Consider the following 16,741-nt stretch of genomic DNA (forward strand, 5'->3'; position numbering starts at 1 on the left):
CCCGGGTCAGGCCGCCGCCCGGTTCCGCCGACGTCGGCGCAGCAGTACGAACACCCCCGCCGCCACCACGAGCACGACCACCGCCGCCACCAGCGGCCACCACGGCATCGGCGATTTCGCCAGCGCCGGCGGGGACGCGGCGAGCTGGTCGGAGTCCGTCGAGCACACCACCGGGCGGGTCTCGCCGCTGCGGTACGCGCACACCGAACTCGCCAGCCGCGCCGTGCCGTCCGGCGCGGTGTCGAACACCACCTTGTCGGTGAGCGTGAGGTCCTTGCCCGCCGGGACGGACGCGGTCCACTGCACCGCCGTCGCCGACGTCCGGCCGTCCTGGTCCGCGGTCACCACCCGCACGCCCGGCGGGACGGACTGCGTCACCCGCAGTCCCTCCACATCGGACGAACCGGTGTTGCGCACCGTGATCTTGTACGCCAGCTCGTCACCGCCGTGCACCTGGTCGTGCGCGTTGTCGATGGAGATCGACAAGCCTTCCGTCACCGCCGTGCCCTCCTTGTCGTGTACACCAGTCCGCCGCCCGCGAGCAGCAACAGCAGGCCACCCAGCAGCCAGGGCAGCAGTGGCACGCCGGTCGACGCGATCGGCGGCGTCGGCTCGACCGGCGTCCTGGTCGAACACCTCGGGTCGTCACCGCCCGCCTGGCAGTTCGTGCCCGGCGCGTCCGAGCTGACCCCGTTGGTGAGGTTGCGGTCGCCGTTGCCGGTCACCGTCACCGTGTAGGTCACCTCGGCGGTGCCGCCGACCGCGATGTCGCCCGTCCAGGACAGCACCGGGGCCTGGTACACCGCGCCCTCCGACGCGCCGTCGAACGTGGCGTCGTCCAGCACGGCGACCAGCGAGTCGACGAAGCCGACCCCGACCAGCGGCGTCCTGCCGGTGTTGCGCAAGGTCACCGTGTAGGTGACGCGGTCGCCCGGTTTCACCCGCTCGCGGTCGGCCGCCTTGGTGATCTCCAGCCCGGACACCGGTGTCGTGGTGCCGCAGTCCGGCCCCGGGCACAGCTGGCCCGGCGTGTCGGAGGTGACCACGTTGCGCAGCACGAAGTCACCGGTCGGCGGGTCGGCCAGCTTCACCCGGTAGGTCACCGTCGACTCCGCGCCGACGGCGAGCTGCCCGGTCCAGGTCAGCGTCGGGTCGGCGAACGACGAGGTGCCGGTGGTCGCCGACGAGGTCAGGAACACCGCGTCGTCCAGCACCCCGCTCAGGTCGTCGGTGAAGTTCGCGGCCGGCAGGTCGACCTGGCCGGTGTTGGCGACCACGACGGTGTAGGTCACCGTCTCGCCCGGCTTCGCCTCGGACCGGTCGACCGTCTTCACGATCGCCAGGCGCGGCACCAGGACCGAGGCCGAGCAGCGCGGGTCCACCACGCCCGCGCGAGCGGGCATCGGCAGCGGGCAGTTCGTGCCCGGCGTGTCCGACACGATCGCGTTGGCCAGCTTGAGGTCGCCGGTCGCCGGTTTGCGCACGGTCACCGTGTAGGTGATCGTCGCCTTCGCCCCGACCCCGAGCTGCCCGGTCCAGGTCAGCTTCGGCGCGGTGTAGCCGACGGTGCCGGCACTGGCGGTCGCGTCGGCGTTGTACGCCGCGTCGTCGAGCACCTCGGTCAGGTCGTCGGTGAAGCTCGCGGTCAGCGCGGTCTGGCCGGTGTTGGTGACGGTCACCGTGTAGGTCACCGTGTCGCCCGGCGCGGCCGTGGTGCTGCTCGCGGTCTTCTCCATGGTCAGGCCGGGCAGTTCGGTGACCGTGCCGCACTTCGGGTCGGTCGAGCCCGGCGGGCAGTTGCTGCCCGGCGTGTCCGACCGCACCGCGTTGCGCAGCGAGTGGTCGCCGGTGACCGGGGAGTCGACCGTCGCCGAGTAGGTGACCGTGGCGGTCGCCCCGATCGCCAGGTCGCCGGTCCAGGTCAGCACCGGGTTCGCGTAGGTCGCGGTGCCGGCGGTGGCCGTCGCGTCGTCGTTGTAGGTCGCGTCGTCCAGGACCCTGGTCAGGTCGTCGGTGAAGCTCGCTCCTGTTTGGACGGTCTGGCCGGTGTTGCGCACGGTCACCGTGTAGGTCAGCGTGTCGCCGGGGCCCACCAGGTCGGGCGACGACGTCTTCTCGATGCTCAGGCCCGCGATCGGGGTCACCGTCGTGCAGGCCGCGCACTCGCTGCCCGGCGTCTCCGAGGTGATCACGTTGGTGAGCTTGAAGTCGCCGGGCACCGGGTTCTTGACGGTCACCGCGTAGGTGACCGTCGCGGTGGCCCCGACCGGGAGCGTGCCGTTCCAGGTGAGCTTCGGCGCGGTGTAGGTGGCCGTGCCGAGGTCGGCGGACGCCGAGCCGAACGTGGCGTCGTCCACGACCTGGGCGAGGTCGTCGGTGAAGCTCGCGTCGAGCGGCGTGCGGCCGGTGTTGGCCACGGTCACGGTGTAGGTGACGGTGTCGCCCGGCTTGGCGGCGGTGCGGTCCACCGACTTGGTGATCGTCATGCCCGGCAGGGCGGTGTCGGTCGAGCACCTCGTGTCCGCCGCCCGGCCGCCCGAGGCACCCGGGCAGTTGTTGCCCGGCGTGGTGGAGGTGACCGCGTTCACCAGGCGGCGGTCGCCGGGGATCGGGTCCTTGACCTTGACCGTGTAGGTGACCGTCGCGGTGGCCCCGATCGGCAGGTCGCCGGTCCAGGTCAGCGTCGGCGAGGTGAACGTGACCACGCCGATCGTTGCGGTGCCGTCGTTGTCGTAGTCGGCGTCGTCCAGGACCCTGGTCAGGTCGTCGGTGAAGCTCGCTCCTGTTTGGACGGTCTGGCCGGTGTTCTTGACGGTCACCGTGTAGGTCACCGTGTCACCGGGCTTCACCGTGGCCGGCGACGACTTCTTCTCGATGGCCAGGCCCGCGATCGCGGTGACCACACCGCACTTCGGGTCGGTCGAGCCCGGCGGGCAGTTGCCGCCCGGCGTGTCCGACACGATCGCGTTGGTCAGCTTGAAGTCGCCGGTGACCGGGTCGTTCACGGTCACCGCGTAGGTGATGGTCGCCGTCTCGCCGACCGCCAGCGTGCCGTTCCAGGTCAGCTTCGGCGCGGTGTAGGTGGCCGTGCCGACCGTGGCGGACGCCGAACCGAACGTCGCGTCGTCCACGACCCTGGTCAGGTCGTCGGTGAAGCTCGCGTTCTGCGGCGTCTGACCGGTGTTGCGCACGGTCACCGTGTAGGTGACGGTGTCGCCCGGCTTGGCGTCCGCCTTGTCGGCGGTCTTGGTGATCTCCAAGCCCGGCAGCGCGGTGGTCGTGGAGCACTTCGGGTCGGCCGACCCCGGCGGGCAGTTGCCGCCCGGCGAGGTGGAGCTGACCACGTTGGTCAGCCGGTGGTCGCCGGTGATCGGGTCCTTGACCTTGACCGTGTAGGTGACGGTGGTCGTGCCGCCCACCGGGAGGTCGCCCACCCACGTCAGCTTCGGCGCGGAGTAGACGACGCTGCCCGTGGTGGCGGTGCCGTTGTTGCTGTAGACGGCGTCGTCCAGGACCTGGGTCAGGTCGTCGGTGAACGTCGCGTCCTCCTGCGCCGTCTGGCCGGTGTTGGTCACGGTCACCGTGTAGGTCACCGTGTCACCGGGCTTCACCGAGGCGGGCGAAGACTTCTTCTCGATGCTCAGGCCCGCGATCGGCGTCACCGTCGAGCACTTCGGGTCGGTCGAGCCGGCCGGGCAGTTGCCGCCGGGGGTGTCCGAGGTGACCGCGTTGCCCAGCTTGAAGTCGCCGGTCACCGGGTCGTTCACGGTCACCGCGTAGGTGATGGTCGCCGTCTCGCCGACCGCCAACGCGCCGTTCCAGGTCAGCTTCGGCGCGGTGTAGGTGGCCGTGCCGACCGTGGCGGACGCCGAACCGAACGTCGCGTCGTCCACGACCTGGGTGAGGTCGTCGGTGAAGCTCGCGTTCTGCGGCGTCTGACCGGTGTTGCGCACGGTCACCGTGTAGGTGACGGTGTCGCCCGGCTTGGCCGACGCCTGGCCGGCCCGCTTCACGATCTCCAGGCCGGGCAGCGGGGTGGTCGTGCCGCACGCCGCGTCGTCCGAGCCGGGCGGGCAGTTGCCCGGGGTGTCCGAGCTGACCACGTTGGCCAGCCGGTGGTTGCCGGTGATCGGGTTGTCCACCGTCACCGTGTAGGTGACCGTCGCGGACGCGCCGACCGCGAGATCGCCGGTCCAGGTCAGCCTCGGCGCCGTGTAGGACACCGCGCCCGTGGTCGCCGTCGCCGACCCGTAGGTGGCGTCGTCCACCACGTCGGTCAGGTCGTCGGTGACGACCGCGCCGGTCAGCGGCACCTGCCCGGTGTTGGTGAGCACGACCGTGTAGGTGACCGTGTCGCCGGGGTTCGCGGTCTGCTTGTCCGATGTCTTCTGGATGGTCAGCTCGCGGCCCGGGGTCTCGGTGCTGCACGACGGGTCGGTCGAGCCGGCCGCGCAGTTGCCGCCCGGCGTGTCCGAGGTGACCCGGTTGACCATCTTCTTGTCGCCCGGGTCGGGGTCCTTGACGGTCACCGTGTAGGTGACGCTCGCGGACTCGCCGACCGCCAGGTCGCCGGTCCAGGTCAGCCTCGGCTCGGCGTAGGAGACCGCGCCGGTGGTGGCGACCGCGTCGCCGCCGTAGTCCGCGTCGTCGAGGACGGCGGTCAGGTCGTCGGTGAAGGTCGCGCCGGAGATCGGCGTCCTGCCGGTGTTGACGACGGAGATCGTGTACCGGACCGTGTCGCCGGGCACCACCTCGTCGGCGTCGCTGGTCTTGACGATCCGCAGCGCGGAGATCGGCGTGGACGTCCGGCACCCGGCCGCCCCGGTCGGGCAGTTGCTGCCCGGCGTCGTGGACGTCACCACGTTGTCCAGCCGGAAGTCGCCGCCGCTGACCGGGTTCTCCACCTTCACCGTGTAGGTGACGGTGGCCGTGCCGCCGACCGGCAGGTCGCCGGTCCAGGTGAGCCTCGGCGAGCTGAACGCGGCGGTGCCGGTCGAGGCGGTCGCGCCGCCCCACGCCGCGTCGTCCAGCACGCCGGTCAGGTCGTCGGTGAACGTCGCCCCGGTCAGCGGGGTCCGGCCGTCGTTGGTGACCGTCACGGTGTAGGTGACCGTGTCGCCGGGCAGCGCCTGCTGCCGGTCCACCGACTTCTCGATCCGGACGCCGGACACCGCGGTGGACGTCTTGCACTTCGGGTCGGTCGAGCCGGCCGGGCAGTTGCTGCCCGGGGTGTCGGAGGTGACCGCGTTGCCCAGCGTCTTGTCGCCCGCGCCGGTCACCGTCACCGTGTAGGTGACCATCGCCGACTCGCCGACGCCGAGCGTGCCGGACCAGGTGAGGTTCGGCGAGCTGAACGTCGCGGTGCCGGCGGTCGCGGTCGCGCCGCCCCACGTCGCGTCGTCCAGGACACCGGTCAGGTCGTCGCTGAACGACGCGTTCTGCGGCGTCTGGCCGGCGTTGCGCACGGTCACCGTGTAGGTCACCGTGTCGCCGGGGTTCGCCGTGGCCTTGTCGACCTTCTTGGTGATGTCCAAACCGGACAGCGGGGTCGACGTCGAGCACTTCGGGTCGGCCCTGCCGGTCGGGCAGTTGTTGCCGGGCGTGCTCGACGTGACCGCGTTGGCCAGCCGGAAGTCGCCCGTCACCGGGTTCTTGACGGTGACCGTGTAGGTGACCGTCGCCGTCGCGCCGACCGCCAGCGCACCGGACCAGGTCAGGTTCGGCGCGCTGAACGTGGCCGTGCCGGTCGACGCGGTGGCGCTGCCCCACGTCGCGTCGTCCAGGACGCCGGTCAGGTCGTCGCTGAACGACGCGTTGAGCGGCGTCTGGCCGGTGTTGCGCACGGTCACGGTGTAGGTGACGGTGTCGCCCGGCTTGGCCGTGGTGACGTCGACCGCCTTGGCGATGTCCAGGCCCGGCAGCGCGGTCGTGGTGGAGCAGCGCGGGTCGGCCGAGCCGGGCGGGCAGTTGCCCGGGAGGTCCGAGCCGACCCGGTTGGCCAGGCTGTGGTTGCCGGTCGTCGGGTTCTTCACCGTCACCGAGTAGGTGATGGTCGCGGTCGCGCCCGGCGCCAGGTCGCCCGACCAGGACAGGGTCGGCGAGGTGAACGTGGCCGTGCCGGTCGAGGCGGTGGCGCCGCCCCACGTCGCGTCGTCCACCACGTCGGTCAGGTCGTCGGTGGCGGTCGCCGGGGTGAACGCGACCTGGCCGGTGTTGGTGACGGTGAGCGTGTAGGTCACCGTCTCGCCGGGGTTCGCGGTCTGCTTGTCCGACGTCTTCTGGATGGTCAGCTCGCGGCCCGCCGTGCTGGTCGAGCACCTCGGGTCGGTCGAGCCGGCGGGGCAGTTGTTGCCGGGCGAGTCCGAGGTCACCGCGTTGGTGAGCTTCTTGTCGCCGGGGTTCGGGTTCTTCACCGTCACCGTGTAGGTGACCGTGGCGGTGGCCCCGATCGGCAGGTCGCCGGTCCAGGTGAGCTTCGGCGCGGCGTAGGACGTCGTGCCGATCGTGGCGGCGGCGTCGTTGCCGTAGTCGGCGTCGTCCAGGACCTTGGTCAGGTCGTCGGTGAACGTCGCTCCCGTTTGGACGGTCTGGCCGGTGTTGGTCGCGGTGACCGTGTACGTCACCACGTCGCCGGGGTTGACCGTGCCGGGCGTCGACCTCTTCTGGATGGTCAGGCCGGCGATCGGCGTGGTCGTGGTGCAGGTGACGCACACCGCGCCCGGCGTCGTGGAGCGGACGTCGTTGACCAGCTTGTAGTCGCCGGTCACCGGGTTCTTGACGGTCACCGTGTAGGTGATGGTCGCGGTGCCGCCGATCGGCAGGTCGCCGGTCCAGGTGAGCTTCGGCGAGGTGAACGCGGCGGTGCCGGTGGAGGCGGTCGCGCTGCCCCACGTCGCGTCGTCCAGCACGCCGGTCAGGTCGTCGACGGTGGTCGCGCCGGTCAGCGCCGTCTGGCCGGTGTTGCGGACCACGACCGAGTAGGTGACCACGTCGCCGGGCTTGGCGTTCGCGCGGTCGACGGTCTTCTTGATCTCCAGGCCCGGCAGCGGCGTGACCGTCGAGCACTTCGGGTCGGCCGAGCCCGGCGGGCAGTTGCTGCCCGGCGAGCCGGACGTGACGGCGTTGCGCAGCCGGTGGTCGCCGGCCGGCGGGTCGTCCACCTTCACCGAGTAGGTGACCACGGCCTGCGAGCCGACCGGCAGGTCACCGGTCCACGTCAGCACCGGTTCGGCGTAGCCCACCGCGCCGACCGTGGCCGAACCGTCCCCGTTGTACGCGCCGTCGTCCAGCGCGTCGGTCAGGTCGTCGGTGAACGACGCACCGTTCTGCGGGGTCTGGCCGGTGTTGCGGACGGTCACCGTGTAGGTGACGGTGCCGCCCGGGTTCGGGTTGGCGGGCGCGGCCGTCTTGGTGATGTCCAGGCCCGCGACCGGCGTGCTGGTCGAGCACTTCGGGTCGGCCGTGCCGGACGGGCAGTTGCTGCCCGGCGTCGTGGACGTGACCGCGTTGCCCAGCTTGTGGTCGCCGGTCACCGGGTTCTTGACGGTCACCGTGTAGGTGATCGTCGCCGACGCGCCCACCGGGAGGTTGCCGGTCCAGGTGAGCTTCGGCGCGGCGTAGGACGTCGTGCCGATCGTGGCGGCGGCGTCGTTGCCGTACGTCGCGTCGTCCACGACCTTGGTCAGGTCGTCGGTGAACGTCGCTCCCGTTTGGACGGTCTGGCCGGTGTTGCGCACCACGACCGTGTAGGTGACGGTGTCGCCCGGCTTGACCGACGCGGGCGCGGCCGTCTTGGTGATGTCCAGACCCGCGATTGGCGTGCTGGTCGAGCACTTCGGGTCGGCCGTGCCGGTCGGGCAGTTGCTGCCCGGCGTGGTCGAGGTGACCGCGTTGCCCAGCCGGGAGTTCCCGGTCACCGGGTTCTTCACGGTCACCGTGTAGGTGACCGTCGCCGACGCGCCCACCGCCAGGTTGCCGGTCCAGGTCAGCGTGGGCTCGGCGTAGGTGGTGGTGCCGGTGGTGGCGGACGCCGAGCCGTACGTGGCGTCGTCCACCACGTCGGCCAGGTCGTCGCGGAACGTCGCGCCGGTCAGCACCGTCTTGCCGGTGTTGCGGACGACCACCGTGTACGTCACCACGTCGCCGGGCTTCGCGCTGGTGCGGTCCGCCGTCTTCACGATGTCGATGCCGGACACCGGGGTGGACGTCTTGCACTTCGGGTCGGTCGAGCCGGACGGGCAGTTGTTGCCCGGCGTGGTCGAGGTGACCGCGTTGCCCAACTGGAAGTCGCCCGTCACCGGGTTCTTCACGGTCACCCGGTAGGTGATCGTCGCCGTCGCGCCGACCGCCAGCGTCCCCGTCCAGTTCAGGTTCGGCGCGGTGAACGTGGCCGTGCCGGTCGACGCCGTGACGCTCCCCCAAGTCGCGTCGTCCAGCACGCCGGTGAGGTTGTCGCTGAAGTTCGCGTTCTGCGCCGTCTGGCCGGAGTTCCGGACCGTCACCGTGTAGGTCACCGTGTCGCCGGGGTTGGCCGACGGCTTGTCGACCGCCTTGGTGATCTCCAGGCCCGGCAGCGGGGTCGTGGTCCGGCACTTCGGGTCGGCCGAGCCCGGCGGGCAGTTCCCCGGCTCGGTGGTGCTGACCACGTTGCCCAGCCTGTGGTTGCCGGTGATCGGGTTCTTCACCGTCACCGTGTAGGTGACCGTCGCGGACGCGCCGACCGCGAGGCTGCCCGTCCACTTCAGGTTCGGCGAGGTGAACGTGGCCGTGCCGGTCGAGGCGGTGGCACTGCCCCATGTCGCGTCGTCCACCACGTCGGACAGGTCGTCGGTGAACGACGCGTTCGGCAGCGGCACCTGGCCGGAGTTGGTCACGGTCACCGTGTAGGTGACGGTGTCGCCGGGGTTCGCGGTCGCCTTGTCCGAGGTCTTCTGGAGGGTCAGCTCACGGCCCGGCGTCGTCGTGCTGCACGACGGGTCGGTGGACCCGGCCGGGCAGTTGTTGCCCCGCGTGGTCGACACGACCTGGTTGGTGAGCTTCTTGTCGCCCGGGTCGGGGTTCTTCACGGTCACCGTGTAGGTGACCGTGGCCGACGCGCCCACCGGGAGGTTGCCGGTCCAGGTCAGGTTCGGCGCGGTGTAGGCGACCGTGCCGACCGTGGCGGTGGCGTCGGCGTTGTAGTTCGCGTCGTCGATCACCTGGGACAGGTTGTCGGTGAACGTCGCGCCGTTCTGCGCCGTCTTGCCGGTGTTGGTGACGACGATCGTGTACGTCACGGTGTCGCCGGGGACGACCTCGGCCCGGTTGTCCGTCTTCACGATCCGCAGGCCGGCGATCGGCGTGGAGGTCTTGCAGCGCGCGTCGGTCGAGCCCGACGGGCAGTTGTTGCCCGGCGTGGTCGAGGTGACCACGTTGTTGAGCTGGAAGTCGCCGGTCACCGGCTTCTTCACGGTCACCGTGTAGGTGATCGTCGCGGTCGCGCCGACGGCGAGGGTGCCCGACCAGTTCAGGTTCGGCGAGGTGAACGTGGCCGTGCCGGTCGAGGCGGTGGCGCTGCCCCACGTCGCGTCGTCCAGCACGCCGGTGAGGTTGTCGCTGAAGTTCGCGTTCAGCGACGTCTGGCCGGTGTTGGTCACGGTCACCGTGTAGGTCACCGCGCCGCCCGGGTCGGCCGAGGTCTTGTCGACCGCCTTGGCGATGGTCACGCCGGACAGCGGCGTGGACGTCCGGCACTTCGGGTCGGTCGAGCCAGCTTGGCAGTTGTTGCCCGGCGTGGCCGACGTGACGGTGTTGTCGAGCCGCTTGTCGCCGTTGCCGGTCACCGTCACGGTGTAGGTGATCGTCGCCGACGCGCCGACCGCGAGGTTCCCGGTCCACACCAGGTTCGGCGTCAGGAACGTGGCGGTGCCGGTCGAGGCGGTGGCACTGCCCCAGGTCGCGTCGTCCAGCACGCCGGTCAGGTTGTCGGTGAACGTCGCGCCGTTCTGCGCCGTCTGGCCGGTGTTGCGGACCGTCACCGTGTAGGTGACCACGTCGCCGGGGTTCGCGGACGGCTTGTCCACCGTCTTGGCGATGGCCAGGCCGGAGACCGGGGTGGACGTCTTGCAGTCCGGGTCGGTCGACCCGCTCGGGCAGTTGTTGCCCGGCGTGGTCGAGGTGATCACGTTGTTGAGCCGGAAGTCGCCGGTGACCGGGTTCTTCACGGTCACCATGTAGGTGATCGTCGCGGACGCGCCGACCGCCAGGTTCCCCGTCCAGACCAGGTTCGGCGAGGTGAACGTGGCCGTGCCGACCGTCGCGGACGCGCTGCCCCAGGTCGCGTCGTCCAGCACGCCGGTCAGGTTGTCGGTGAAGGTCGCGCCGGTCAGCGCGGTCTTGCCGGTGTTGCGGACGGTCACCGTGTAGGTCACCACGTTGTCCGGGTTCGCGGACGCCCGGTTGACCGTCTTGGCGATCTGGAGGCCGGCGATCGGCGTGGCGGTCTTGCAGCGCGCGTCGGCCGACCCGGACGGGCAGTTGTTGCCCGGCGTGGTCGAGGTGACCACGTTGTTGAGCTGGAAGTCGCCCGTCACCGGCTTCTTCACGGTCACCGTGTAGGTGATCGTCGCCGTCGCGCCGACCGCGAGGTTGCCGTTCCAGGTCAGCGTCGGCGAGGTGAACGAGACCGTGCCGAGCGTGGCGGACGCGCTGCCCCAGGTCGCGTCGTCCAGCACGCCGGTCAGGTTGTCGCTGAAGGTCGCGCCGGTCAGCACCGTCTTGCCGGTGTTGGTGACCGTCACCGTGTAGGTCACCGTGTCGCCGGGGCTCGCGGTGGCCTTGTCCGCCTTCTTGTCGATCGTCATCCCGGAGACCGGGGTGGAGGTCTTGCAGCGCGCGTCGGTCGAGCCGGACGGGCAGTTGCTGCCCGGCGTGGTCGAGGTGACCACGTTGTCCAGCTGGCGGTTGCCCGCGCCGGTCACCGTCACGGTGTAGGTGATGGTCGCGGTCGCGCCGGGCGCGAGCGTGCCGGTCCAGTTCAGGTTGGGCGCGGTGTAGGTCGCGGTGCCGGTCGACGCGGTCGCGCTCCCCCACGTCGCGTCGTCCACGACCTGGGTCAGGTTGTCGGTGAACTGGGCGTTGAGCGTGGTCTTGCCGACGTTGGCGACGGTGACCGTGTACGTCACCACGTCGCCGGGGTTGGCCGACGCCCGGTTCGACTTCTTCTCGATCGTCAGGCCGGGCACGTTGACCGTGGTGCGGCAGTTCGGGTCGGCCGAGCCGGTCTGGCAGTTGCCCGCGTTGGTCGCCACCGCGTTGCGCAGCTGGTAGTCGCCGGTGACCGGGTTCTTCACGGTCACCGAGTAGGTCAGCGTGATCGTCTGCCCGGCCGCGACGGTGCCGGTCCAGCGCAGCTTCGGCGCGGTGTAGGTGAAGGAGCCGGCGGTGGGCGAGGCGACCTGGTCGTTGTTGAAGTTGGCGTCGTCCAGCACCGCCGTCAGGTCGTCCTCGGCGATGACGCCGCCCAGCGGGTCCACGCCCGAGTTGGCCAGGGTGACCGTGTAGGTGACCTTCTCGCCGGGGTTCGCGGTCGCCTTGTCGGCGGTCTTGCGGACGGTCAGGCACTCCACGGGCAGCCGGTAGTCCTCGACCTCGCCGCTGTCCGCGAGGCCGGTCGGGCTCTGCACCTGGGTGAGGTCCGAGCCGACCCGGAAGCGGGCGTAGGTGTAGCCGCAGCCGACGGACGCGGGCAGGGTCCAGGTGATGTTCGCGGCCGTCGCGCCCGCGCCGAAGTCCGCGCAGGCCCGTTCGCCCGGGGTGTCGAACACGCCGTTGCGGTTGAAGTCGATCCACCCGCAGACGCGGCCCGGCGACGTGGTGCGGCTCAAGGTCACCGGGACGGTGTAGCTCTGCCCGCCGGCTCCGTTGAGCAGTTTCGGGAACGCGGCCACGCCGTCGTCGAAGGTGTCGCCGTTGGGCAGGTTGTTGTCCGCGCCGGCCGCGACCGCCTTGGGGCTCGGCGTGACGAACCCGGTGTTCTGGACGGTGGTGTTCTCCACCGAGACGTCCGAACCGAGCACCGGGCCGCCGACCAGGTGGCTGGCCGCGCTGCCGCCGTCGTAGCTCGCCGGGGCGTCGCCGAAGTCCTCGTCCGCCGAGATGCCGACCGAGAACGCGTCCGTCGTGTGCTGGTAGCCGTAGACGTAGCTGTAGACCGCGAACGAGACCGAGGTGATCGTGCCGTCGATGCGCACGCTGCCGCAGCCGGCGGTGGCCAGGCGCGCGCCCGGCGTGTTGCACACGGTGTTGGCGCTGCGGTTGGCCGTCTCGATGCGGGAGCCGCCCACCACGTTGAGGTTCGTGGCCCCGGCCAGCGGGCCGGTCAGGGTCGCGCCGGAGGTCACCGTCAGCGCCGCCGACGACGAGTAGTCGCCCAGGGTCGCGCCGATGCCGACGATGTGCAGCACCGGGTCGCGCAGGGGGCGGCTGAACGACAACGTGAGCGTGCCGCGGGCGAAGCAGTCCGTGCCGTCCTGCGGGCAGTCGTCGGTGACCGTCTGGACGTCGAGCAGGCCGGTGTTCGCCGGGATCTGCGGGGTGAAGTTGCCCGGCCCCGCGCCGCGCCCGGCGGGCGTGAAGTTCACCTCGCGGATCTGGAGCTTGGGCCCGGTGACCGAGCCGGTGACCACGAGACCGGAGGGCAGCGTCGAGGAGGCGGTCGCGTTGAACGCGGGCAGGGCGGAGCTGGTGGTCCACGGCGACGCCGGGTGCGTCTGGTAAGCCTGGGCCGTCGGCGTCACCAGGGCGACGCTCGACAGGCCGATCAGGAAGGCCAGTAGCGCCGAGCCGAGGCGGCGCGCCGGGCTCGTGGACATGAGGCTCCTTTGAGGACGGATTCGCGGTCGAAGATCACGCTAGGCCGTGCCACCGACAATCCAATCGGTACGAGCCCCCAGGTCCACCCGATCGAGTGGCGTGGAGGAGTGATTCCGGGGTAGCCGGATCCGGCTGTCCCTTGTGGACGGAGCTGGAGGCGGAACCCGTCGACCAGGTCGTGATCGGCGCGGCCCTCGCCGTTGCCCCAGGACGTAGTCGGCCGTGTGGCCGCCGGGCGCACCCGACGGCCACACGGCAGCCGATCGACTAGCGGACGCGCAGGGTGCGCTGGAGCGGCTCCGGGTCCTGGTCCGGGAGTTCCCTGCCGGTGACGATCCGGTGACCGGGCACGATCAGGTCGGGGTTGGTCAGGTGGTCCGGGTTGAGGGCGACCAGCGCCTGCCAGCCGCCGTCCACCCGGTGGGCCGCGGCGATCGATTCGAGCGTGTCGCCGTCCTTGACGGTGTAGTCGCCCGCCGGGTTGTCGGTCGAGGCGGGCAGCACGGGCGCGGCGGGTTCCGCCGGCGCCTCGGGCACCTCCTGGACCGTGCGGTTCTGGGCACGGGTTCCGCCGGAGCGGGCCGGAGTGGTCCGGACGGGTCCGCCGCCGCGCGCGCAGTGCGGCCAGGCGCCGGCGCCCTGGCTGCTCAGCACGTTCTCCGCGACGCGGATCTGCTCTTCACGAGTGGCTTCGTGCGGCATTCCGCTGCCGCCGTTGGCCTGCCAGGTCCCCGGGCTGAACTGGAGCCCGCCGTAGTAGCCGTTGCCGGTGCTGGTGGACCAGTTGCCGCCGGACTCGCAGGCGGCGACGGAGTCCCAGTCCAGCCCCGGTTGCGCGCCCGCCGACCCCGCTGCGGGGCCGAGCAGGCACGCGGTCGCGGCGGTCAGGATCGCCGCGCGGCCGAGGTGGTTCCTGACGTGGTCGGTGATGCCTCCGTGATGACCCATGGTGTTTCGGATCGCCGCCGCCGCACCGCGCCGTCCCGCGTGCGCGGTCCGGCACCCCCTGTCCGACGGCCGCGTCCTTCCAGTGCGGTGGCGCTGATCCGGAGGGCCGGCGGACAGAGGTGGTGCCCGACCTCCCGTTGGTACCCGTGGCCCGGTCTCGGACCGGTCACGAGCGGACCATAAGAACCAGCGGGCGGAACGGCGCGGCGAGCGGACCGGCCCGCACGCGCGTAGCAGGGGAAGACCACCCGAAACGGTGATTTTCGTTGGGGCCCTTGGGGTTGTCGCGAAATCACCCGGAGGTGGTGGCGTCCGCGCCCCTTGCGAAGTTCTCCTTAACAGCCTTTCAAGCCGGGGTCCGGTCTGGCGTGGCCGGACGTTCGCGGGACAGCCGGGAGGGCCACCAGATCTTCCGGCCGATGTCCACGGCCAGGGCGGGGACCAGCAGCGACCGCACGATCAGCGTGTCCAGCAGCACGCCGAACGCCACGATGAACGCGATCTGGGCCAGGAACAGGATGGGCAGCACGGCCAGCGCGGAGAACGTCGCCGCGAGCACCACGCCCGCCGACGTGATCACGCCGCCGGTGATGGTCAACCCGCGCAGCACGCCCTCGCGGGCCCCGAGCACGGCGGTCTCCTCGCGCACCCGGGTCATCAGGAAGATGTTGTAGTCGATCCCCAGCGCCACCAGGAACACGAACCCGAACAGCGGCACCACGGGGTCCGCGCCCGGGAAGTCGAAGATCCCGTTGAACACCAGCGCGGACACGCCCATCGTCGCGCCGAAGGACAGCACGACCGTGGCGATCAGCAGCAGCGGGGCCAGCAGCGACCGCAGCAGCAGCGCCAGCACCAGGAAGATCACCACCAGCACGATCGGGATGATGACCAGCCGGTCGCGCTCGGACGTGCGCTGGGTGTCGAGCTGGGTCGCGGTCGGACCGCCGACCTGGGCTTGCGCGTCGGGCACCGCCCGCACGGCCTCGCGCAGCCGCTCGACGGTGGCGATCGCGGCCTCGGAGTCGGCCGGGTCGTCCAGCACGACGTCGACCCGGACCAGCCCGGCGGCCTCGCCCCGGCGCTGCGCGGTGGACACGCCGTCGACGTCGGTCGCCCGGAGCACGGCGTCGGCTTGCTCCGCGCGCGCCAGCACGACGGTGGGCGCGCCGCTGCCGCCGGGGAAGTGCCGGGACAGCAACTCCTGGCCGGCGACCGAGTCGACGTCGTTGAGGAACACGTCGGACGCGGCGGTGCCGGACGCCTTGAGCTGCGGGACGAACGCGACGCCGATCAGCAGCACGAGCGTGGTGGCCACCCAGGTCAGCCGGGGGCGGGCGGAGATCAGCCGGGCCACCCGGCCCCACAGGCCGCTCGCCTCCGGGTGGGGCGTGCCGAGGTTCGGGCGGCGCGGCCAGAACGCCGTGCGGCCGAGCAGCACCAGCACGGCGGGCAGGAACGTGATCGAGGTGAGCAGCGCCGCCCCGATGCCGATCGCGGCGACCGGGCCGAGGCCCTTGTTCGAGTTCAGGTCGCTGAACAGCAGGCACAGCACGCCGAGCACGACGGTCCCGGCGGACGCCGCGATGGGTTCGACGGTCGCCCGCCACGCCGTGCGCATCGCCTGGTAGCGGTCCGCCGTGTCGCGCAGTTCCTCGCGGAACCTCGACACGAGCAGCAGCGCGTAATCCGTGGCCGCGCCGAACACCAGGATCGACAGGATGCCCTGGCTCTGGCCGTTGAGGTCGATCGCGCCGGCGTCGGCGAGCAGGTAGACGGCCAGGCTCGCGGTGCCGAGCGCGAACGCGCCGGACATCAGCACGACCAGCGGCAGCAGCGGGCTGCGGTAGACCAGCACCAGGATCAGCGCGACCACGGCGCCCGCGACCAGCAGGAGCAGGCCGTCGATGCCGCCGAACGCGGCCTTGAGGTCGGCCACCTGCGCGGCGGGCCCGGCGACCAGCACGGTGAGCCCGGCGGGCGGGTCGGCGAGCCGGCCGCGCAGGTCCTTGACCGCGCCGGCGGGGTCTCCGGCGTCCACCGCGACGATCACCTGGACGGCCTGGTCGTCCTTCTCCGAGGGCAGCACCGGGGACGCCTTGCCGGGGTAGGCGATCCCGGACAGGAACGCGCGGTCCTCCCCCGTGATGCCGGATCGCCGTTCGGCGACCACGATGGCGGGCAGGCTGCGCTGGTCGCCGAACGCCTTGAGCTGTTCGGCGACCTTGGTGGCCTCGGCCGAGGAGGGCAGGAACGCGGTGCTGTCGTTCACCGCGACCTGGCTCAACTTGCCGGTGTAGGGCCCGGAGAAGCCGCCCAGGGCCAGCCAGGCGATGGTGATCAGGGCGGGCAGGATCCAGCGGGCGCGCACGGGAGAATGACCTCCGGAGGACTATGGTTCTTCGATGATCTGATAGTTCGATCGTCGAAATACTAACCGGAGGGCGGATGGTCGACAACGCGGCGCTGGTCCGGCTGCTGCGGCAGCTCATCGTGGAGTCCGACCACTTCGTCGGGATGCTCGGCGAGGCGCAGGGGATGCACCGCACGGACCTCAACGCGCTGGCGCTGATCATGGACGCGCGGTGGCGCGGCGAACCGCTGTCGCCGGGCCGGCTGGCCGAGGCGATGCACCTGAGCGCGTCGGCGACCACGTCCGTGCTCGACCGGCTGGAGGCCTCCGGGCACGTCGAGCGCTCCCGCAGCACCCGCGACCGCCGCAAGGTCGAGCTGAGCGTGCCGGACCGGGCGCTGGCCGCCGGCCGGGAGTTCTTCACGCCGCTCGACAGCGCGTTCCGCACCGCGTGGCAGGGGTTCGACGCCGCCGAGCGGGCCACGATCGCCCGGTTCCTGGCCGCCAGCATCGAGGCCACGGTGGCGGTGCGCGGCGAGTTCGCCGGACACCGGCCGCCCGACACCCGGCGGCGGTGATCACCACCGG

At 71.4% G+C, this 16,741-nt stretch carries 5 protein-coding genes; 1 reads left to right on the forward strand and 4 read right to left on the reverse strand.

Annotation, left to right across the window (positions count from 1 at the left end):
• Positions 1–6: 6 nt before the first annotated feature.
• The 4 genes from AC0HI0_RS20660 to AC0HI0_RS20675 all read right to left on the reverse strand — a co-directional run bounded on the left by AC0HI0_RS20660 (position 7) and on the right by AC0HI0_RS20675 (position 16,171).
• Positions 7–498: a hypothetical protein gene (locus AC0HI0_RS20660; protein ID WP_480934014.1), complete on the reverse strand. Its 492-nt coding sequence runs from the start codon at positions 496–498 to the stop codon at positions 7–9.
• Positions 495–12,851 carry a DUF7927 domain-containing protein gene (locus tag AC0HI0_RS20665; RefSeq protein ID WP_480934015.1) on the reverse strand — a complete coding sequence of 4,119 codons (12,357 nt, stop codon included), beginning with the start codon at positions 12,849–12,851 and terminating at the stop codon, positions 495–497. The genes AC0HI0_RS20660 and AC0HI0_RS20665 overlap by 4 nt, the downstream gene beginning before the upstream one ends.
• Before the next feature lie 268 nt (positions 12,852–13,119).
• Entirely contained in the window at positions 13,120–13,800 is a 681-nt protein-coding gene (locus tag AC0HI0_RS20670; protein WP_480934016.1) for a LysM peptidoglycan-binding domain-containing protein, read from the reverse strand.
• Between the two features lie 346 nt (positions 13,801–14,146).
• Complete coding sequence (locus AC0HI0_RS20675) at positions 14,147–16,171, reverse strand: MMPL family transporter (RefSeq protein WP_480934017.1); 2,025 nt, start codon at positions 16,169–16,171, stop codon at positions 14,147–14,149.
• A 77-nt stretch (positions 16,172–16,248) separates the two neighbouring features.
• Between AC0HI0_RS20675 and AC0HI0_RS20680 the strand changes: the two genes are divergently transcribed.
• A complete protein-coding gene (locus tag AC0HI0_RS20680; protein WP_480934018.1) occupies positions 16,249–16,731 on the forward strand; it encodes a MarR family winged helix-turn-helix transcriptional regulator in 483 nt (160 codons plus the stop codon).
• Positions 16,732–16,741: the final 10 nt, after the last annotated feature.

The sequence above is a fragment of the Saccharothrix sp. NBAS 001 genome (assembly GCF_056640475.1).

Bases quoted from the DNA above. Each gene is read 5' to 3' on its own strand.
- AC0HI0_RS20665 (WP_480934015.1), bottom strand. From the start codon at position 12,851: ATGTCCACGAGCCCGGCGCGCCGCCTCGGCTCGGCGCTACTGGCCTTC.
- AC0HI0_RS20670 (WP_480934016.1), bottom strand. From the start codon at position 13,800: ATGGGTCATCACGGAGGCATCACCGACCACGTCAGGAACCACCTCGGC.
- AC0HI0_RS20680 (WP_480934018.1), top strand. From the start codon at position 16,249: ATGGTCGACAACGCGGCGCTGGTCCGGCTGCTGCGGCAGCTCATCGTG.